Below are 16,220 nucleotides of genomic sequence, written 5' to 3' on the forward strand. Positions count from 1 at the left end.
GTGAATTCACCTCGTGTGTTGGTTCTCTGGCTGTTTTGGCGTACGCGTCGTCGCGGGACCGCGCGTGAACACGCGTCCGCGAGGGCGGTTCGGCTTACAGCCGCAGGACCGACAACTGGGTGAGATCGGGGCCGCGGGGTGGGGGATTCGGCCGCAGCATGACGGGCGCCTCGGCGAGGAACTTCGCCAGCCAGTCAGGATGGCGGGCGAGCGCCATTCGCAGGAGCGCGGCGAGCGCCCACGCGCTGAACATCACCGCCATGCACAGCGAGAGCATGTCCATCGCCATGGCGGGCTTGTCCCTGGATGACGCGTGAGTGGAGTGCGTCGCGTGGCTCTGCTCCAGGGATGCCGGAGCCCCAATGGGGTCGTGGGCTGCTGCGGGCGTGTGCGCCGTCGATGCGTGGGCCGCGACGCTCATGTTGGGCCCGGACGACGTATCGGGGTGCCCCACGGTGTGCATGACGAAGACGCCCAGCGCGAGCACGACGACGAGCAGCAGGTGCCCCAGGGCGCCTCCTGTGCGTACGGATCGGCTCACATGCACTCCGGGATCTCCGCTTCGGTCTCTCCGGATCTCTCCGTCCGACAGTACCCAAGCGGAGCCGTGGACACTGTGACGGGTCAGGCTTCGGCTGTTCTACTAAGCTGTTTGGCATTGATGGTTACGGCAGAGAGGCGGGCCCATGCGTACATGGATGCCACGGCAGTGGGCGGCGGCGGTGGCCGTCGCCCTCGCCGCCGGTGTCGCGATCGGCGTGCCGACCGGGGTTGTCCCCACGTCCTTCTACACCCGGATGACCCCGGTACTGTGGTGGAACTATCCGGTCTGGGCGGTCTCGTCGCTGCTCATGGGCCTGCTGGCGGCGACCTACCTGGGACAGCCGCCGGCCGTGCGGAGCGAAGGCCCTCGCGGGCGCCGCGCACTGTTCGCGGGGGTACTGTCCGCGTTCGCCGTCGGCTGTCCGATCTGCAACAAGCTCGTGGTCCTCGCACTCGGGGTCAGTGGAGCCCTCTCGTACTGGGCCCCCGCGCAGCCGGTGCTGGCCGTCGCCTCGCTGGCCCTGCTCGTGCATGCCCTGGTGCGACGCCTGCGCACGGCGGAGGCGTGCCCGGTGCCGAGTGTCCCCGCTCCTCATGACTCAGCAGGGCGCGAAGGCGCCGCGGACTACGATGAACGTCCACTGGTGCCGGAGGGCTCGCACTCCGGGGGCGAAGGGAGCGGTCGTGCGTCAGCTGGGTGAGCTCGAGGCGGAGATCATGTACCGCCTGTGGGCCTGGGGGCGGCCGACGACCGCGCGCGACGTTCTGACGGACATCAACAAGCAGCGGCCCATCGCCTACAGCACGGTCAAGACCGTGGCCGACATCCTGCACCGCAAGGGCATGCTCAAGCGGCACAAAGAGGGACGGGCCTGGCTGTACACACCCACCTGCACCCGTCAGCAGTACACGGCGTCGCTGATGCAGGATGCGCTGGGCGGCAACCCGGATCCGGCGGGAACCCTGGCCAGTTTCCTGGAACAGATCACGCCTGAGGAAGCGGACGCACTACGCTCGGCTCTCCGAGCAGTCAAGAGGCGGAGCGAGGCATGATCACAGCCGTGGCGCTGGCCGCATATGCGGTCCTGGTGGGCGTCGCGGTGCCTTCCCTGCTGACCCGGGCGACGTGGCCCCATCGCGCGCCGGTTCTCGCGGTCCTCGCGTGGCAGGGCCTCATGGTGACGTTCGTCGTCGCCACCGCTCTCTCGGTGTACCACCTGGCCCTCACCGAACAGCATGTGCACGACGGCCTCATCGGGCTGCTCAGCGCCTGCGGTCTGGCCGCCGACGCCCCGGCGGGCGAGTCCTCGCCGACTCTTGGTGACGTCCTGGTGCTCGCCGCTCCCGTCGTGATCGTGCTGCTGCCTCTCGGCTGGCTTGTGCGCAATTCCTGGCGAGCACGCCGAGCACGGCAGCGTCACCTCGACATGCTCACCCTCGTCGGCGAACCGGCGCCCGAATACGGCGCCACCGTCGTGGACCACGAAGTCCCGGCCGTCTACTGCCTGCCCGGCCGCTGTCGTCGCATCGTCATCACCCGGGGTGCCCTGGACGTCCTGTCCGAGGTGCAGTTGCGGGCCGTGCTGGAGCACGAGCGGGCGCATCTCCAGGGCCGGCATCACTTGCTCCATGTCCAGGTGGACGCGTTTTCGCGCGCCTTCCGCGGTCTGCCGCTCGCCCGGCACGCCAAGGAGCAGACCGGTCTGCTGGTGGAGATGATCGCGGATGACCGCGCCCTGCGGTTCCATCCCCGTGAGGCGCTGGCCACCGCGATGTGCGAGGTGGCGGCCGGCCAGACACCCCAGGCGGCCCTCGGCGCGGGTGGATCGGGCGCCCTCATCAGACTGCGCCGCGTGCTTACTCCGCAGCCGCGGCCGCACCGTGCGACGTGGCTGGGCGTAGTGGCGGCGACCATCGCGGCTCCGCTGCTGCCGCTGCTGGTGGCGTGCGGGCCCTGATCTCGCGTTCAGGGCCCGCCGCGTGATCCCCAGTTGCGCAATTAACCGGAGGCACCTCCCAGGAATTCCGACCCGTCTTCCTGTTCGCGCCCGGGGGCGCCACACGAGCCGGGGCTCCTGGTTGGCGAGGTGCCGTAGAAGCATACTGCTAACGTGATTAGTAGGCCAGTAGGAAGGGCCGGACGTCGAAGTGGCCGCGCCAATGCCCGTCGCCGTGTGACGCTCTCCCCTTTGGCCCGCATCTGTGAGGTACGGAACCACCTACTCGGCCCGGGCGTCGAAAGGGCATGACGAAGAGAGCTGGACGGATCACCTTCGCCCTCGCGCTGGCTGTCACGGTGCTCGCCGGCTGCACCAAGACCCACGAAGACACAAAGCCCGTCCGGGCGACTCCGTCCAGCGGGACCCCGTCCGTCCGCACGATTCCCTTCGATCTCTATACGCATTGCGGCATCGACGAGGCTCGCATCGGCTCGACGTACTTCGAAGCGGATCCCCCGCTCTCCGATAACTCGGGCAACCCGCCCGAAGGGTGGGACAACCCCATCCAGCACGGCACGATGACCTTGAAATCCAAGACCGAGACCGTCTTCACCGACAACGCGGGACATGAGGTGAAGTTCCGTGCGCGGCCAGGCGCGACCGCCTTCAAACGCCTCTGCAGTTAGTACTCCAGCAGTGTGCGGCGCAAGCGAGGCCAGCTCAGTTCGTGACCGGGAGGCCGCCGGCGGCACGCAGCACGACATCGGGCGCGGCGGTGCCGGTCCACCTGAAGTGCCGCGGAAGTCGGCGCAGTCTTCCCGGTGCCGCGAGCGCAAGGCTTGTCGAACTGGGCGCACCGCGGGACGAGGCAGCCGCCCAAGGAGATGCAGAGCGGGCGGTATGCGGCAGGCAGCGAACTCTATTGATGGGCTGATCATGCAGCGTGCAACCGCGCTGCGAAGCCTTGCCGGGGGATCTCCCGGACGCCGCACGGGAATCCGAGCCGCCGCGCTGGCTGCCGCGGGGGCCATGGCCCTGGCGGCCTGCAGCAGTGCGGCGGGCTCGGACGGCACGAGCGCGGGTGGTGACGACGGCAAGGGAACTTCCGGGCCGGCGAAGATAGCGATCACGCCCGCGTCCGACACCTCGGCCGTGCTGGTGGAGCAGGACGGTGACCGTGCGGGTCGGCAGCGGCAAGCTCACGTCCGTGAAGGTGATCGCCCCCGGGCCGGGCACGCTCGATGGATCGTTCTCCAAGAACAAGGGTTCCTGGACCTCCGGTGCCGAGCTGGCTCCCGGCGTGACGTACGCGGTGGAGGCCAGCGCGACGGGATCCGACGGCAAGAAGACCTTCGAGACCTGGAACGGCACGATGGTGGTGCTGAGCAAGGTCCCCACCATCCGGATGGACTCCTCGACCGTCCCCTGGAGGTCGTGGTCATCGAGAAGACCGGCCACATGCCGATGCTGGAGCGCCCGGATGCTTTCAATGCCGAGGTGAGCCGTTTTGTGGACACGCTCGGCGACCGAGGGAGCCAGACGTGGTGGAACGCCGGGGCCCGGGCGGGAGACCGGGCCCCGGCGTTCCGGGATGCTGCGTCTGAGTCCCTAAGTCCTACTTGAAGGACCGCAGCCGCAGGCTGTTCGTCACCACGAAGACCGATGAGAAGGCCATCGCGGCGCCGGCGATCATCGGGTTGAGCATGCCGAGAGCGGCGAGCGGCAGGGCTGCGACGTTGTAGCCGAAGGCCCAGAAGAGGTTGCCCTTGATGGTGGCCAGGGTCTTGCGGGAGAGGCGGATCGCGTCGGCGGCCACGCGCAGGTCGCCGCGTACGAGGGTCAGATCGCCCGCCTCGATCGCGGCGTCCGTTCCGGTGCCCATCGCCAGGCCCAGGTCGGCGATGGCGAGGGCGGCCGCGTCGTTGACGCCGTCGCCGACCATCGCGACCGTACGGCCCTCGCCCTGCAGCCGCTTGACCACATCCACCTTGTCCTGCGGCAGGACCTCGGCGATGACCTCGTCAATGCCGACGGCCCTGGCCACGGACTCGGCGACGAGCTGGTTGTCGCCGGTCAGCAGGACCGGCTTCAGGCCCAGCCTGCGTAGTTCGGCGACCGCCTCGGCGCTGGTCTCCTTGATGGCGTCGGCGACGGTGAGGACGCCACGTGCCTCGCCGTCCCAGGCGACGGCGACCGCCGTACGTCCCTCGCTCTCCGCCGCGGCCTTGGCCTCGGCCAGCTCCTGGGGCAGCTCGATGATCCACTCGGCAAGGAGCTTCTCGCGGCCCACGAGCACCGCGTGCCCGTCGACGACGCCCTGGACGCCGAGGCCGGCGACGTTCTCGAAGTTCTCCGGCACGGGCAGGCTTCCGGCCCGCTCGACGGCACCGGCCGCGATCGCCTGGGCGATCGGGTGCTCGGAGGCGTACTCCAGCGAGCCCGCAAGACGCAGCAGCTCTCCCTCGTCCACACCGGGCGCGGTGAAGACGTCCTGGAGCTGCATCCGGCCCGTGGTCACCGTGCCGGTCTTGTCCAGGACGACGGTGTCCACGCGACGGGTTGACTCAAGGACCTCGGGTCCCTTGATGAGGATGCCGAGCTGAGCGCCACGGCCGGTGCCGACCATGAGGGCGGTCGGCGTGGCGAGCCCCAGCGCGCAGGGGCAGGCGATGATCAGCACCGCGACGGCCGCGGTGAACGCGGCGGTCGCGTCGCCGGTGACGAACAGCCAGGTCAGCAGGGTGCCCAGCGCGATGAGGATGACAGCGGGGACGAAGACCCCCGAGATGCGGTCGGCCAGGCGCTGCACCTCGGCCTTGCCGTTCTGGGCATCCTCGACGAGCCGTGCCATCCGCGCGAGCTGTGTGTCGGCGCCGATGCGAGTAGCCTCGACGACCAGTCGGCCGCCGGCGTTCACGGTCGCCCCGGTGACAGCGTCGCCCACCGCCACGTCGACCGGAACGGACTCGCCCGTCAGCATGGAGGCGTCCACGGCGGAGCTGCCCTCGACGACGGTGCCGTCAGTGGCGATCTTCTCACCGGGGCGTACGACGAAACGGTCGCCGACGGCCAACTGCACGACGGGGATACGTACTTCGGTACCACCGCGCAGTACGGAGACGTCCTTGGCGCCCAGCTCCAGCAGCGCCCGCAGCGCCGCGCCCGACTTCCTCTTGGCGCGCGCCTCGAGATAGCGCCCGGCGAGGATGAACGTGGTCACCCCGGCGGCGGCCTCCAGATAGATGGAGGAGGAGCCGTCCGTGCGGGAGACGGTGAACTCGAAGGCGTGCCGCATGCCCGTCATGCCCGCGTGTCCGAAGAACAGCGCCCACAGCGACCAGCCGAAGGCGGCGAGCGTGCCGATCGACACCAGCGTGTCCATGGTCGCGGCACCGTGCCGGGCGTTCGTCCAGGCTGCCCTGTGGAACGGCAAGGCACCCCATACGACAACCGGAGCCGCCAGCGTCAGTGACAGCCATTGCCAGTTGTCGAACTGGAGGGCCGGAACCATCGCCATCAGGACGACGGGCACGGAGAGCACGAGCGATACGAGGAGCCGCTGGCGCAGGGAGAGCAGTTCGCCGTCCACTGCCGGAGCGTCCTCGGTTCCGCCCTTGGTCTCCAGGACGGGAGGCGGCGGCTCCTCGGCCGTGTAGCCCGTCTTCTCGACGGTGGAGATGAGGTCGGCGACCTCGACCCCGTCGGCGTACGAGACCTTCGCCTTCTCGGTGGCGAAGTTGACGGTCGCCGTGACGCCGTCCATGCGGTTGAGCTTCTTCTCGATGCGGGCGGCGCAGGAGGCGCAGGTCATGCCGCCGATGGAGAGCTCGACCGCGGCGGTGGGCGCAGGCGCGGTCTCGGTGGCCGTCTTCGCGGGAGCCGTGCTGGTCATGGGCGTATCTCCAGGGGGAGGCCGGGACGTACGGCGTCCGTATCAGCGGGGCGGTACGTCCCGGCGCGGGGAGGGAATGCGCGTGATGCCGGGGTGGGAAGCCCCGGAGAGGCCGTCAGGCCTGGCCGACGAGCTCGTAGCCGGCCTCGTCGACGGCGGCCCGGACGGCCTCCTCGTCGAGCGGCGCGGCGGAGGTGACGGTCACCTCACCGGTCTTGGCGACGGCCTGGACCGCGGTGACGCCGGTCAGAGCGGAGATCTCCTTCGAGACCGAGCTCTCGCAGTGGCCGCAGGTCATGCCGGAGACCTTGTAGACGGTGGTGACGCCGATGCCCTGGACGTCGGCGGTCGTGCCGGAGCCGCAGGAACCGCCGCCGCAGCAGGAGCCGGAGGTCTTCTGGTCGGTCATGGCTTCTTCCTCAGGGTGTCGATGCGCGTGGGTCTCAAGGGGAGGGGCGCGATTCCCGGCTCCTCCCACCGATAGGAACACTATACCCCCCCAGGGTATTACGCCATCCCTGTGGTGCCGCACCCATGGGCCTGGTCACCCCTGCCCATTGTCGCTAAGTCCCTTAATGGTGGGGCGCATGTACCCCACGAGGAGGCTTCATGAGTGCTCCCGCAGTCCCCGGACCCCGACCTGCCGAAGGGCTGGTCGTCCGCCCTCTGCGGGACGGACTCATCGCTGCCGCGGTGGTTCGGAAACGACCTTCCCCGCCGCGCCCGCTGCCTGACGCCCGTCAACGGTGCCGCTTCGGCCGACGCCCGCGCACGTGCGCGGCCGAAGCCTTTGAGGGCGCCCGCATGTCTTGGGGCCGGCCTGCGATCAGTGGGGTCCGGGCTGACCCGGCCGCCGTCAGGAGGCCATCATCAGCAGCATCGTGGACATGGTCCCGCCCATGCCGATGTGGGCCGCCAGAGCCGCGTCCGGTGCGGCGCCGAGTTTGCGACGGCGGCCGCGACAGGCCGTCCGCTCGGCCGCCCGGGTCTTGTCCCATACAGAGATCGTCAGCGAGGCCAGGAAGACGAGCACCGTGTCCGGCATGGCGAGCAGCCAGCGCCCCCAGCTGCGCCGTCGGCCACCCGCGCGGCCCGCGGTGAGGCCGCTCTTGCCGGTGCCCCGAACCCGTGCCCATACAGATGCGGCGATCGACAGAAGGAAGTACACGGCGATTGCCGCGATCGCGAGGCGCCACACGGAATTCCAACCCGCTGACGTCCCAGCGCCGGCAGCGGCGGTGGTCATGCCCGGCATGTTCATCCCGGGCATCGACTCCATCCCCTCCACGGAGCCCATACCCGCCATGTCCCCCGTGCTCGCCATGCTCTCCATCCCCGGCATGTTCGCCATGGAGGAGCCGAGGGCGAGTGCAGGACCGGACGACGTACTCGTCATCGCCAGTGTCATGATCACCATGCCGACGCCGGCGACGATGAGGTGCACCCAGTGGCGGCCGTGCTTCCAGCCATGAGTACGCGTGTGCTTGACCGCCAGCGCCACGCCGCCGAGCGTGAGCAGGGCGAACCCCACCGCCCACCACATGCCGTAGCCCGCGTACCAGACGGCCGTCGCGGGCAGGGCCATGACGGCCATACACAGGCCCATCAGCAGATCGCCGCCCGCCGCGAACCGCGTCTCACCGCTGGTGGTCACTACCCGGACCGCGCTGACAGCCGCCACCAGAGCGGCGACCGCCGCCACGGACCAGCTGAGAGCAAGGCTTCCCATCTTCACCTTCCCGTACGTCCGGGCGCGGCGGGCCGCTGCGGTCGGAAGGACGCGGGCTCGCCGCGCAGGGCGCCTCGCGGCGCCATGCGGGCTGTTTACTGCTATTGCCCTTAGTACGTTTCGGTTTCGGAGAGTGTTCAGGGGCTGGTGGGACTTTGCGTCTCCGTCTACCTGGCAGTCGGCTCCGCCCGGTCAGCTCTGCGGCTGGGACTGTGCGGCGCGGCGGGTGCGGCCGGACCGGGCGACGGCGGCGAGGATCGCGACGGCCATTCCGTACAGCACCACGGTGGCGGTGGTCCGGCCCGCTCCGTACGTCTGCGTCGGCGGCAGGTACACGGGACGCGTCTCGGTGACGTTCCGTCCCGAGCCCTGCTGGACGGCGACCCAGCTTTCCGCGGTCCGGTTCCGGGAGTCCTTGAAGGTCGCGTACAGGAACCAGCGGCCCTCGGCGTGCAGTTGGATCCTGCCGCGCTCGGCGCCGTCGGAGACAGGCATGAGCTGCCCGGTGACCTTTTCCCCGGCGCGGCGGGCTATCAGCCCCGTGGGCCTGAGCGCCGGGTCGTCTGTCGTGAGCGTGACTTCGACTACGTGTTCCTGGACGAACGCCTTCCACTGCGCCTGGCCCGCGTCGGTGCCCTGTCCCGGGTCGTGGGCGAAGGCGCGCGTTGCGGTGAGCAGGGGGACGGCGAGCAGGACGGCCGAGGCGACCGTCGCGGCCTGCACTCCCCGGTGCCAGGCGCGCGAAACCCCCTCGGACACCAGAACCACCAGGGCGGAGCCTGCGACAGCCAGCAGCAGCGAGGGTGCGATCTGGTCGGCGGAGACCTCCGTGCCGTGCGGCATCACCGGCAGCAGCGGCAGGTAGGCCGCGTGGACGGCGGCCGGGACGACTAGCGCCAGCCACCAGGGGGAGGGGCGCCACGAGTGGACCAGATCGGCAGCGATCGCGACGAGGAACACCGGCGGGATGATCGGCGTGGAGTGGCCGAGCGCCGCCAGGACGGCGACCGTGAGGAGCCGAGCGACGGTGACCAGCAGCGCGGCGCGGCCGGCAGCTCCCGGCTGCGGGTCGAGCCGGCGTACCAGCAGGACGGCCAGGGTCACCCCGACGCTGACCACCGGCAGGTACCAGAGGGCCGAGAACTGCGGGACGTCGGAGTCGTACTCCATGACCGGCACCAGGGCGGCGCCCAGGACCAGGGCTTCGGCCGCCGTGACCGCCAGGCCGCTGCCACCTTGCCGTACAACGGCCCGCAGCAGTGCCACGGTCAGGGCGATGGTGGCGACGATGGCCAGAAGATGCGGCGGGCTCCACAGAACGGCGTCCTGGCCGAACGCAGTGTGCCAGACCGCGTCCGCCGGCGCGGCGATGCCCACGGCGACCCCGGAGACGACGGCCCACCGCAGAACCGGCTCCCGCACGATTCCGGCGACGCCTTCCCGGCGGACCTGAGGCCATGCCCACAGGGCGAGCGCGCCGAGAGTGACCAGGATCGATCCGTAGAGCAGCACGTGCGGTGCGCTCCAGAAGGTGTCCCGGCCCACGTCGGTGTGCAGCGAGTCGTCCCAGTAGGTGCTGAACAGCGCGAGCGCGCCGCTCGTCACCGCTGTCAGTAGCCAGCCCATGCCTCTGCCCCTCTTCGCCGAGAAGTGCCGTAACCTCTCGAGGCATATACCCCTAGGGGGTATATGCCTATCTGATGGCACAGAGATTCACCTCAGCCGAAGTCGTTGGTCTCGTCGTTCGTCTGGGGGCGAGTGGCCTGCCACTGCTCGGTCCACAAGGGCCGCGTCTGCTCGGCTATCCAGTGCAGGGTGGCGACGGCGCCCTCGTCGAGGCTTGCCCCGCTGTAACCGACGTAGGCCACGAGACCTGGTTCCGGCTCCCAGGCCAGCACGCCGTTGGCGCCGAGTGCGGACGTGACCACCGCAGGCCTGCCGTGCACGGTCCCGGACGCCTGAGCGTCCGCGGCGTACAGCCGATCCTCGATCCCGCCACAACGGGCCACGCCTGTGTATGTCAGGCCGAGGGAGAGTTCGTCGGCCTCTCCGACCTCGTCCGAGCCGTAGCGCGCTTCGCGTAGGTAGCGGGGACGTGAGGTGCCCGTGCTCGTCACGGAGAGTCCGGACGGCGGATCGACGTGGGGCCGACCCGAGACGACCGTGGTCGCGGCGGCGATCCCCACCAGCTCGGTCCGCGGCAGATCCCCTCGGACGCGTGCGTAGGCGTCCCCGATCGGCCATGCGATCTCGCCGTCACCCACTCTGCCTGTGACACCGCCGACCTGGACCGGTCGCCCCAACTGCGGCGCGGGGGCAGGGAACGTCACCACCGCGCCGTTCCGCCCCAGCGAGCCGTCGCCCCGCCGGACGGTCACCGTCCACGGGCCGGTGTCCGCCGTGCGGTCACGCCGGTTCAACGTGAAGACCTCGGGCGAGCGTGCTCCCGCGATCACCAGGCCGGGCGTCTGTCCCGAGCGAGGTGCCTCAGCGCACGGTTAGAGTGCCCTTCATGTTCGAATGGAAGGTGCAAACGAAGGGGTAACTGCCGGCCTTGGACGGGGCGGTGAAGGTTCCGGACTTGCCGCCGGAGATGCTCCCGGTGTCGAACGCCTTGCCCTCCGTGGCGGTCACCGTGTGCGCGGCGGAGTCCTCGTTCACCACCGTGATCTTCTCGCCTGCCTTCACCGTCAGCGTGGACGGGCTGAAGGCGAAGTTCTTCATCGTGATGCGTACCGCGCCAGTGCTCGCCGACGGTGATGCGGGGCTGGAGGACGCGGGGCTGGATGTGGCCGAAGGGGAGTTGTCTTTCCCGCTGGAGCAGGCCGGGACCAGCAGAAGAGTCGCGGCCGCCGCGAGCAGCAGGGATGCGGTGCGTCGGCGGTGGGATGAAGGCGACATCGGAGCGGCCCTTCGGAGGTCGGAGTACGGAGGGGCGTAAGGCGGCCCGGCGGGCGACCTCGCCGGTGTTGAGGATGGCGGCTCCCATGGAGTGGGTGTGGGAGCCGTGCCGGGCATGCAGTCCTTTGAGGGACAGGGAGTTGACAGCGACCCATACCTCGACAATGACGGCTATGAGGGTTAGCAGCAATACCATGGTGGATGTCGTGGCGGCTTTGCGTCACGCGGAAGTCAGCGCGAGGTCCGGGCGGGGAGGTGGCGAGGGACTTCGGGTAGCTGTAGGACGTGATGCTTCGCTTCCGACTGCTGCTAAGACGCTTACGGCCACAGCCGCAGCCGAGTTCACGACCGGTCCCGCCGCGATCAACGAGCGCGCCGGCCTCCAAGACGGCCGATGCGGGCCGCTGCTGAGGACGTCGGTCATGCGCTGAGTACACCGCTGACCGCCGTCCGGTTCCCATCGCAAGGGGATGCGGTGTCAGCGCGCGAGCCTCCCGTCCCGGGCGTCTTCCCGTTCCGCCCCGCGGACACGGCCGGAGCGATCCAGCGGGTAGTAGAACAGCGACGCCACGGTGTTGATCGCGGCCACGACCGCCCGCCAGGCGTAGCCGCCACACTGAACGCCTCCAGCTTTCCCAGGAAGACTGCGGTCGGCGGGGTCCCCACCAGGCCGAGCAGACACACGACCAGGGCGTCGGCGAGGGCCGGTCGCTGACGCGCCAGCCCCCGGTAATCGTCGATGTTGTGGAGCCCGGGGAGAGCGCAGACCACGGCGAAGGCGCCGAGATTCGTCAGCGCGTACCCGGCCAGATAGAACAGCGGCGCCTGCTGGGCGAGATCCGCGCGCCTGGCCACGGCCACCGGCATCAGCAGGTATCCGACCTGGCTGATCGTCGAGTATGCGAGGAGGCGCTTCACGTCCTGCTGGAAGAAGGCCGCGAGGTTGCTCAGGGTCATGGACGCGGCGGAGAGCACGGCCACCAGAGCCGCCCACGGCAACGTCCGTACCGGACAGCGCCTCGGTCCCAAGACGGTACAGGGCGGCGAAGGCACCGATCTTGGGGAGGGTGGTGAGGAACGCCGCGACCGGGGGAGCACTGCCCTGGACCGCGTCCGGCACCCAGAAGTGGCCCGGCACGCCGCCGGCCTTGAAGGATGCTCCGCCCACGATGAGCGCGGCGATGCGGCCCTGCTGGTCGATCACCTGGTCGATCACCGCGGTCTCGGGACGGTGAGGGTGGGGGCCTCCGCAGCGGCTTGGCCCGCCAACCTTACGGCTAAGAGCCTTAACGTTGAGCCCTGGTCCCTTGAGTCTGAGGTTGCGCAAGTTCACCCATACGAGGATGAGTACTGGCATATAGTGATGTTCCGCTTACGATCAGTAGCATGCCGCAGGAATCGGCCGACTGCGCGGGGGCGCGCAAACCGGCCCTCGCTCTCCTCGTGGGCCTGGTGCTGATGCTCATGGCCCACGCTGTCGCGTGCGCCGTGCACCCGGCCGAGAGCCACGTTCATGCTGCGGCGGCCGTGTCCTTGGAGCAGGCGGAATCCGGTTCGGACGTCCCGCTGCTCGTTTCGGACGCATTGACCTGTTCGGCGTCCCACGGAGCGGACGAGCACCCGGGGCATGGCGTCGCGTGCTGTGACCCCGCCGACTGGCCCGCCGACCTGCGGGTGCCGGCCGGGGCGCTGCTCCTGGCCCTCCTGCTGCTCGGTCTGCTGCCGTTGCGCCACCGCACGGAGGATCCCGCGACGTCCGGCGCGCCGCCGGGACGAGGCGATACCGCCGGAGCGCCCTGCCTCACCGGACTCCACCTGCTGCGCCTCGTCTGCGTCAGCCGTACCTGACGGTGCCCCGCCTGGCACGCATTGCCGGGCGTCCCGACACCCCCCACCCGTACGGCACAGACACGCGGCCTCATCGTGGGCCGCGAGAGGACTCCACATGAGCACGGCCCTGCGCAGCATCCCCTCGCGCGACATCACCTCATTCCTCGCAGCACACGAACTCCCCGACCCTGCGGGCGCACCGCGCCGGTCACCCGCCGGCATGGTCGGCAACACCCCCGTTCTATGGATCGGCGAACCCTTCAACCTCTCCGGACGCGGCTTCTGGGCCAAGCTCGAAGGCGCCAACCCCGGCGGCATCAAGGACCGCCCCGCACTCCACATGGTCGCCGCCGCCCGAAAGCGGGGCGACCTCGCACCGGGTGCTCCGGTCATCGAGTCCACCAGCGGCACCCTCGGCCTGGGCCTCGCGCTGGCCGGGATCACCTACGGCCACCCGGTCACCCTGGTCACCGACCCCGGGATGGAGCCGCTGATGGTGCACCAGCTCCGTGCTCTCGGCGCGCACGTGGACGTCGTATCAGAGCCTCACCCGGTCGGAGGCTGGCAGGAGGCGCGCAGGCAGCGCGTGCGCGAACTGCTCGCCCGTACACCCTCGGCGTGGTGCCCCGACCAGTACAACAACCCCGACAACGTCGCCGCGTACGCGCCGCTCGCCCTCGAACTCATCGTCCAGCTCGGCCGGATCGACGTCCTGGTGGCGGCGGTCGGCACCGGCGGGCACTCGGCCGGCATCGCCCGCACCCTGCGCACCTTCAACCCGGAGTTGAAGCTCGTCGGCGTCGACTCGGTGAACTCCACCGTCTTCGGCCAGCCCGCGGGCCCGCGCCTGATGCGAGGCCTCGGCAGCAGCATCCACCCGGGCAACGTCGACCACGCGGCCTTCGACGAGGTCCATTGGGTGGCTCCCGGAGAAGCGGTGTGGACCTGCCGCCAGCTGGCCCGCGGTCACTACGCCAGCGGCGGTTGGAGCGTGGGCGCGGTCGCGCTCGTGGCGAACTGGCTGGCTCGAACGGAATCCGAACGCACCCGCATCGCAGTGATCTTCCCCGACGGCGTCCACCGCTACTGGAACACCGTCTACAGCGACGGCTACTGCCGTACCCACGGGCTTCTGCGCCGCTTCCCCGCGGACCAGCCGGACGAGATCGCGCACCCTGGCGAGTACGCGGTCGAACGCTGGACCCGCTGCACCAACATCACCGCGCCCGTCGTGGCGGAGGGGACGGCGCGATGAACTCCCTTGCCGCGCAGTTCCGTTCGTTCAACGGATGCATCCGGCTGCTGATGGTCCAGCAGTTCACCATCAACACCGCCTTCTACATGCTCATGCCCTACCTGGCCGTGCATCTGGCCAACGGGCTGGGCATGGCCGCCTGGGCGGTCGGCCTGGTGCTGGGGGTACGCAACTTCACCCAGCAGGGCATGTTCCTCGTCGGCGGCACGCTCGCCGACCGGCTCGGCTACAAGCCCTTGATCATGGCCGGGTGCGTGCTGCGTACCATCGGCTTCGGTCTGCTCGGTTTCGTCGATTCGCTGCCCGCGCTCGTCGTGGCGTCGGCGGCCACCGGCTTCGCGGGGGCTCTGTTCAATCCGGCGGTACGGGCCTATCTCGCGCAGGAAGCGGGGGCGCGGCGAGTGGAGGCCTTCGCGACCTTCAACGTCTTCTATCAGGCAGGGATGTTCGTCGGGCCGCTGGTCGGACTCGCCCTGCTGACAGCCGACTTCGGGCTGGTCTGCTCCGTGGCTGCGGTCCTGTTCCTGGCCCTGACGGTCATCCAGTTCCGCATGCTGCCCGATCGTGAGGGCACTCCGTCGGCCGAACCCGGTGGCGTGCTGGCCGACTGGCGCACCGTCGTTCACAACCGGCCGTTCCTGCTCTTCTCCGCCGCCATGATCGGCTCGTACGTCCTGTCGTTCCAGGTCTACCTCGCGCTTCCCTTGCAGGCGCATCGGGTGGCCCGGGACAGCGGCGACGCGGTGACCACCGCCCTGTTCGCACTCTCCGCCGCGGTGGCTGTGGTGGGGCAGCTGAAGATCACGGCGTGGGCCCGGGCGCGGTGGACCTCGCAGCGCGCCATCGTCTACGGCATCGCGGTCATGGGTGTCGCCTTCGTGCCGTTGCTGGTCGGGCCTGGAACGGTGGCGGGAGGTTCCAGCGTTATGGGCTGGGGCATGGCGCTGGCGCCCCTGTTCGCGGCGGTCGCCCTGCTCGGACTGGGGACGGCCGTGGTCTACCCGTTCGAGATGGACACGGTCGTATCGCTCGCGGGCGGACGGCTGGTCGCCACGCACTACGGGCTGTACAACACCGTCTCCGGACTCGGCATCACTCTGGGGAACCTGGCCACCGGGGCTGTCTGGGACGCCGCCGAACGTATGGGGCACCCGGAGCTGACGTGGTGGGCGCTCGCGGCGACGGGCGCCCTCTGCGCCGGATGTGTCGGCCTGCTGGCGCGGTCCGGCCGTCTGACCGCCCGGTCCGAGCCGGAACTCGCGGTGGTGACCTCATGAAGGCGGGCGCGACGCACACAACGGGCCCTTCGGCAGCCGGACTTGTCGCGACTCCGCTGAGCACTGCGTGTGCCGCCGTACTGTCGCGTGCTGAGCACGCGTGCATCGGCGTCAGCCCTTTCAACAGCTACTTCTCGGTCGCACGGATCCGGCAGGTGGCCGTTTGGGCTTGTCAGCGGTTCTCACGCGTCGACTTCTTCGTGCCGGACGGTCCGAGCGCGTACACGCTGGAGGCACTGGGCTACTCGCCGGCAAAAGCGGAGTGGAAGGCGCGTCGGCAGGGCCAGTACACCCGGAACAAGATCCGAGTGGCCCTGCGGGGCGTGGATGAGGGCGCGAGCCGGACCCGGGTCCTCGGGTGGGCGGAGCTGCAGGGGGTGGCGGCCTTCAGCCGACTGCACGCGGAGGGACATGCTCTCTATACGCGGGACGAAGGGTTCCGAGCCGCCTGCCGGGAAGCAAGCGGCTGGGTCCTTGCCGGAAGGCTCCCGGAGGGGCGCGAGCCGGACGAGGCTCAAATGGCCTGTGCGGTGCGCTACTTGCTCGCCGAGCTGCCGCTGTTCCTCGACACCCCGGCCATCGTGGAGGCCGAGTCATCGGTGTTCTGCTACCACCGGCCGCCGGCGTTCCTGCACCGCCTCTACGCACGCGAACTCGTACGGCATCCCGGGCCGGGCCAGGGATTCGCTGTGATCACGCCGACCGACGTGGACGGCACCGAGTCACAGGGGGTGTTGGTACCCGCTGCCCCACCCCTGCACAGCGCTGATCATCTGACTCCACAACCCGCTGGCCTGTAGCACGCCGACGAGCACACGTAGCGCCGTCCGTAGTGGGCGGCGCTACGCACAAC

16 protein-coding genes and 1 pseudogene are annotated in these 16,220 nt (G+C 69.8%); 9 read left to right on the plus strand and 8 right to left on the minus strand.

Features of this window, described 5'->3' with window-relative positions; translation table 11 throughout:
• Positions 1-94: 94 nt before the first annotated feature.
• Positions 95-541: a DUF6153 family protein gene (locus SMIR_RS41225; RefSeq protein WP_249938685.1), complete on the minus strand. Its 447-nt coding sequence runs from the start codon at positions 539-541 to the stop codon at positions 95-97.
• Between the two features lie 145 nt (positions 542-686).
• Between SMIR_RS41225 and SMIR_RS41230 the strand changes: the two genes are divergently transcribed.
• The 5 genes from SMIR_RS41230 (at position 687) to SMIR_RS41250 (ending at position 3,984) form a co-directional block, all read left to right on the plus strand.
• Positions 687-1,244, plus strand: a complete 558-nt coding sequence (locus SMIR_RS41230; protein WP_212728623.1) for a hypothetical protein — start codon at positions 687-689, stop codon at positions 1,242-1,244.
• Positions 1,228-1,596, plus strand: coding sequence for a BlaI/MecI/CopY family transcriptional regulator (locus SMIR_RS41235; protein ID WP_212728624.1), 369 nt, complete (start codon positions 1,228-1,230; stop codon positions 1,594-1,596). The genes SMIR_RS41230 and SMIR_RS41235 overlap by 17 nt, the downstream gene beginning before the upstream one ends.
• Positions 1,593-2,501 (plus strand): M56 family metallopeptidase, encoded by a 909-nt coding sequence (locus tag SMIR_RS41240; protein WP_212728625.1) that lies wholly within the window; start codon positions 1,593-1,595, stop codon positions 2,499-2,501. Before SMIR_RS41235 ends, SMIR_RS41240 begins: the two co-directional genes overlap by 4 nt.
• 287 nt (positions 2,502-2,788) lie before the next feature.
• Entirely contained in the window at positions 2,789-3,169 is a 381-nt protein-coding gene (locus SMIR_RS41245; RefSeq protein ID WP_212728626.1) for a hypothetical protein, read from the plus strand.
• Between the two features lie 485 nt (positions 3,170-3,654).
• Positions 3,655-3,984: an Ig-like domain-containing protein gene (locus SMIR_RS41250; protein WP_212728627.1), complete on the plus strand. Its 330-nt coding sequence runs from the start codon at positions 3,655-3,657 to the stop codon at positions 3,982-3,984.
• A 114-nt stretch (positions 3,985-4,098) separates the two neighbouring features.
• Here SMIR_RS41250 and SMIR_RS41255 read toward each other — a convergent pair whose 3' ends face one another.
• The 7 genes and pseudogenes from SMIR_RS41255 to SMIR_RS41285 form a co-directional block, all read right to left on the minus strand.
• A complete protein-coding gene (locus SMIR_RS41255) occupies positions 4,099-6,375 on the minus strand; it encodes a heavy metal translocating P-type ATPase (protein WP_212728628.1) in 2,277 nt (758 codons plus the stop codon).
• Between the two features lie 115 nt (positions 6,376-6,490).
• A complete protein-coding gene (locus SMIR_RS41260; protein ID WP_212728629.1) occupies positions 6,491-6,784 on the minus strand; it encodes a heavy-metal-associated domain-containing protein in 294 nt (97 codons plus the stop codon).
• Positions 6,785-7,231: 447 nt separating this feature from the next.
• A complete protein-coding gene (locus tag SMIR_RS41265; protein ID WP_249938686.1) occupies positions 7,232-8,104 on the minus strand; it encodes a DUF5134 domain-containing protein in 873 nt (290 codons plus the stop codon).
• A 192-nt stretch (positions 8,105-8,296) separates the two neighbouring features.
• A complete protein-coding gene (locus SMIR_RS41270) occupies positions 8,297-9,730 on the minus strand; it encodes a hypothetical protein (protein ID WP_212728630.1) in 1,434 nt (477 codons plus the stop codon).
• 92 nt (positions 9,731-9,822) lie between these two features.
• Complete coding sequence (locus SMIR_RS41275) at positions 9,823-10,560, minus strand: hypothetical protein (RefSeq protein WP_212728631.1); 738 nt, start codon at positions 10,558-10,560, stop codon at positions 9,823-9,825.
• Between the two features lie 31 nt (positions 10,561-10,591).
• Positions 10,592-11,122, minus strand: coding sequence for a cupredoxin domain-containing protein (locus SMIR_RS44510; RefSeq protein WP_349636934.1), 531 nt, complete (start codon positions 11,120-11,122; stop codon positions 10,592-10,594).
• Positions 11,123-11,425: 303 nt separating this feature from the next.
• Positions 11,426-12,176 (minus strand): annotated as a pseudogene (locus SMIR_RS41285) (NADH-quinone oxidoreductase subunit N); the annotation flags it as partial.
• A 215-nt stretch (positions 12,177-12,391) separates the two neighbouring features.
• On the opposite strand from SMIR_RS41285, the gene SMIR_RS41290 reads away from it, so the two are divergent.
• From SMIR_RS41290 to SMIR_RS41305, 4 genes are all read left to right on the plus strand, one after another.
• Positions 12,392-12,853: a hypothetical protein gene (locus SMIR_RS41290; protein ID WP_212728633.1), complete on the plus strand. Its 462-nt coding sequence runs from the start codon at positions 12,392-12,394 to the stop codon at positions 12,851-12,853.
• Positions 12,854-12,950: 97 nt separating this feature from the next.
• Positions 12,951-14,090, plus strand: coding sequence for a PLP-dependent cysteine synthase family protein (locus tag SMIR_RS41295; RefSeq protein ID WP_212728634.1), 1,140 nt, complete (start codon positions 12,951-12,953; stop codon positions 14,088-14,090).
• Positions 14,087-15,367 carry an MDR family MFS transporter gene (locus tag SMIR_RS41300; protein WP_212728635.1) on the plus strand — a complete coding sequence of 427 codons (1,281 nt, stop codon included), beginning with the start codon at positions 14,087-14,089 and terminating at the stop codon, positions 15,365-15,367. Before SMIR_RS41295 ends, SMIR_RS41300 begins: the two co-directional genes overlap by 4 nt.
• On the plus strand, positions 15,364-16,167 hold the full coding sequence (locus tag SMIR_RS41305; protein ID WP_212728636.1) for a tRNA-dependent cyclodipeptide synthase: 804 nt from the start codon (positions 15,364-15,366) through the stop codon (positions 16,165-16,167). Before SMIR_RS41300 ends, SMIR_RS41305 begins: the two co-directional genes overlap by 4 nt.
• Positions 16,168-16,220: the final 53 nt, after the last annotated feature.

The organism is Streptomyces mirabilis (assembly GCF_018310535.1).
In the GTDB taxonomy this organism is placed as follows: domain Bacteria; phylum Actinomycetota; class Actinomycetes; order Streptomycetales; family Streptomycetaceae; genus Streptomyces.

Excerpts from the sequence above, each read along its gene's own strand:
- SMIR_RS44510 (WP_349636934.1), bottom strand. The coding sequence starts at position 11,122 with ATGCCCGGCACGGCTCCCACACCCACTCCATGGGAGCCGCCATCCTCA.
- SMIR_RS41245 (WP_212728626.1), top strand. The coding sequence starts at position 2,789 with ATGACGAAGAGAGCTGGACGGATCACCTTCGCCCTCGCGCTGGCTGTC.
- SMIR_RS41260 (WP_212728629.1), bottom strand. The coding sequence starts at position 6,784 with ATGACCGACCAGAAGACCTCCGGCTCCTGCTGCGGCGGCGGTTCCTGC.
- SMIR_RS41230 (WP_212728623.1), top strand. The coding sequence starts at position 687 with ATGCGTACATGGATGCCACGGCAGTGGGCGGCGGCGGTGGCCGTCGCC.
- SMIR_RS41295 (WP_212728634.1), top strand. The coding sequence starts at position 12,951 with ATGAGCACGGCCCTGCGCAGCATCCCCTCGCGCGACATCACCTCATTC.
- SMIR_RS41290 (WP_212728633.1), top strand. The coding sequence starts at position 12,392 with ATGCCGCAGGAATCGGCCGACTGCGCGGGGGCGCGCAAACCGGCCCTC.
- SMIR_RS41300 (WP_212728635.1), top strand. The coding sequence starts at position 14,087 with ATGAACTCCCTTGCCGCGCAGTTCCGTTCGTTCAACGGATGCATCCGG.
- SMIR_RS41305 (WP_212728636.1), top strand. The coding sequence starts at position 15,364 with ATGAAGGCGGGCGCGACGCACACAACGGGCCCTTCGGCAGCCGGACTT.
- SMIR_RS41265 (WP_249938686.1), bottom strand. The coding sequence starts at position 8,104 with ATGGGAAGCCTTGCTCTCAGCTGGTCCGTGGCGGCGGTCGCCGCTCTG.
- SMIR_RS41255 (WP_212728628.1), bottom strand. The coding sequence starts at position 6,375 with ATGACCAGCACGGCTCCCGCGAAGACGGCCACCGAGACCGCGCCTGCG.
- SMIR_RS41270 (WP_212728630.1), bottom strand. The coding sequence starts at position 9,730 with ATGGGCTGGCTACTGACAGCGGTGACGAGCGGCGCGCTCGCGCTGTTC.
- SMIR_RS41240 (WP_212728625.1), top strand. The coding sequence starts at position 1,593 with ATGATCACAGCCGTGGCGCTGGCCGCATATGCGGTCCTGGTGGGCGTC.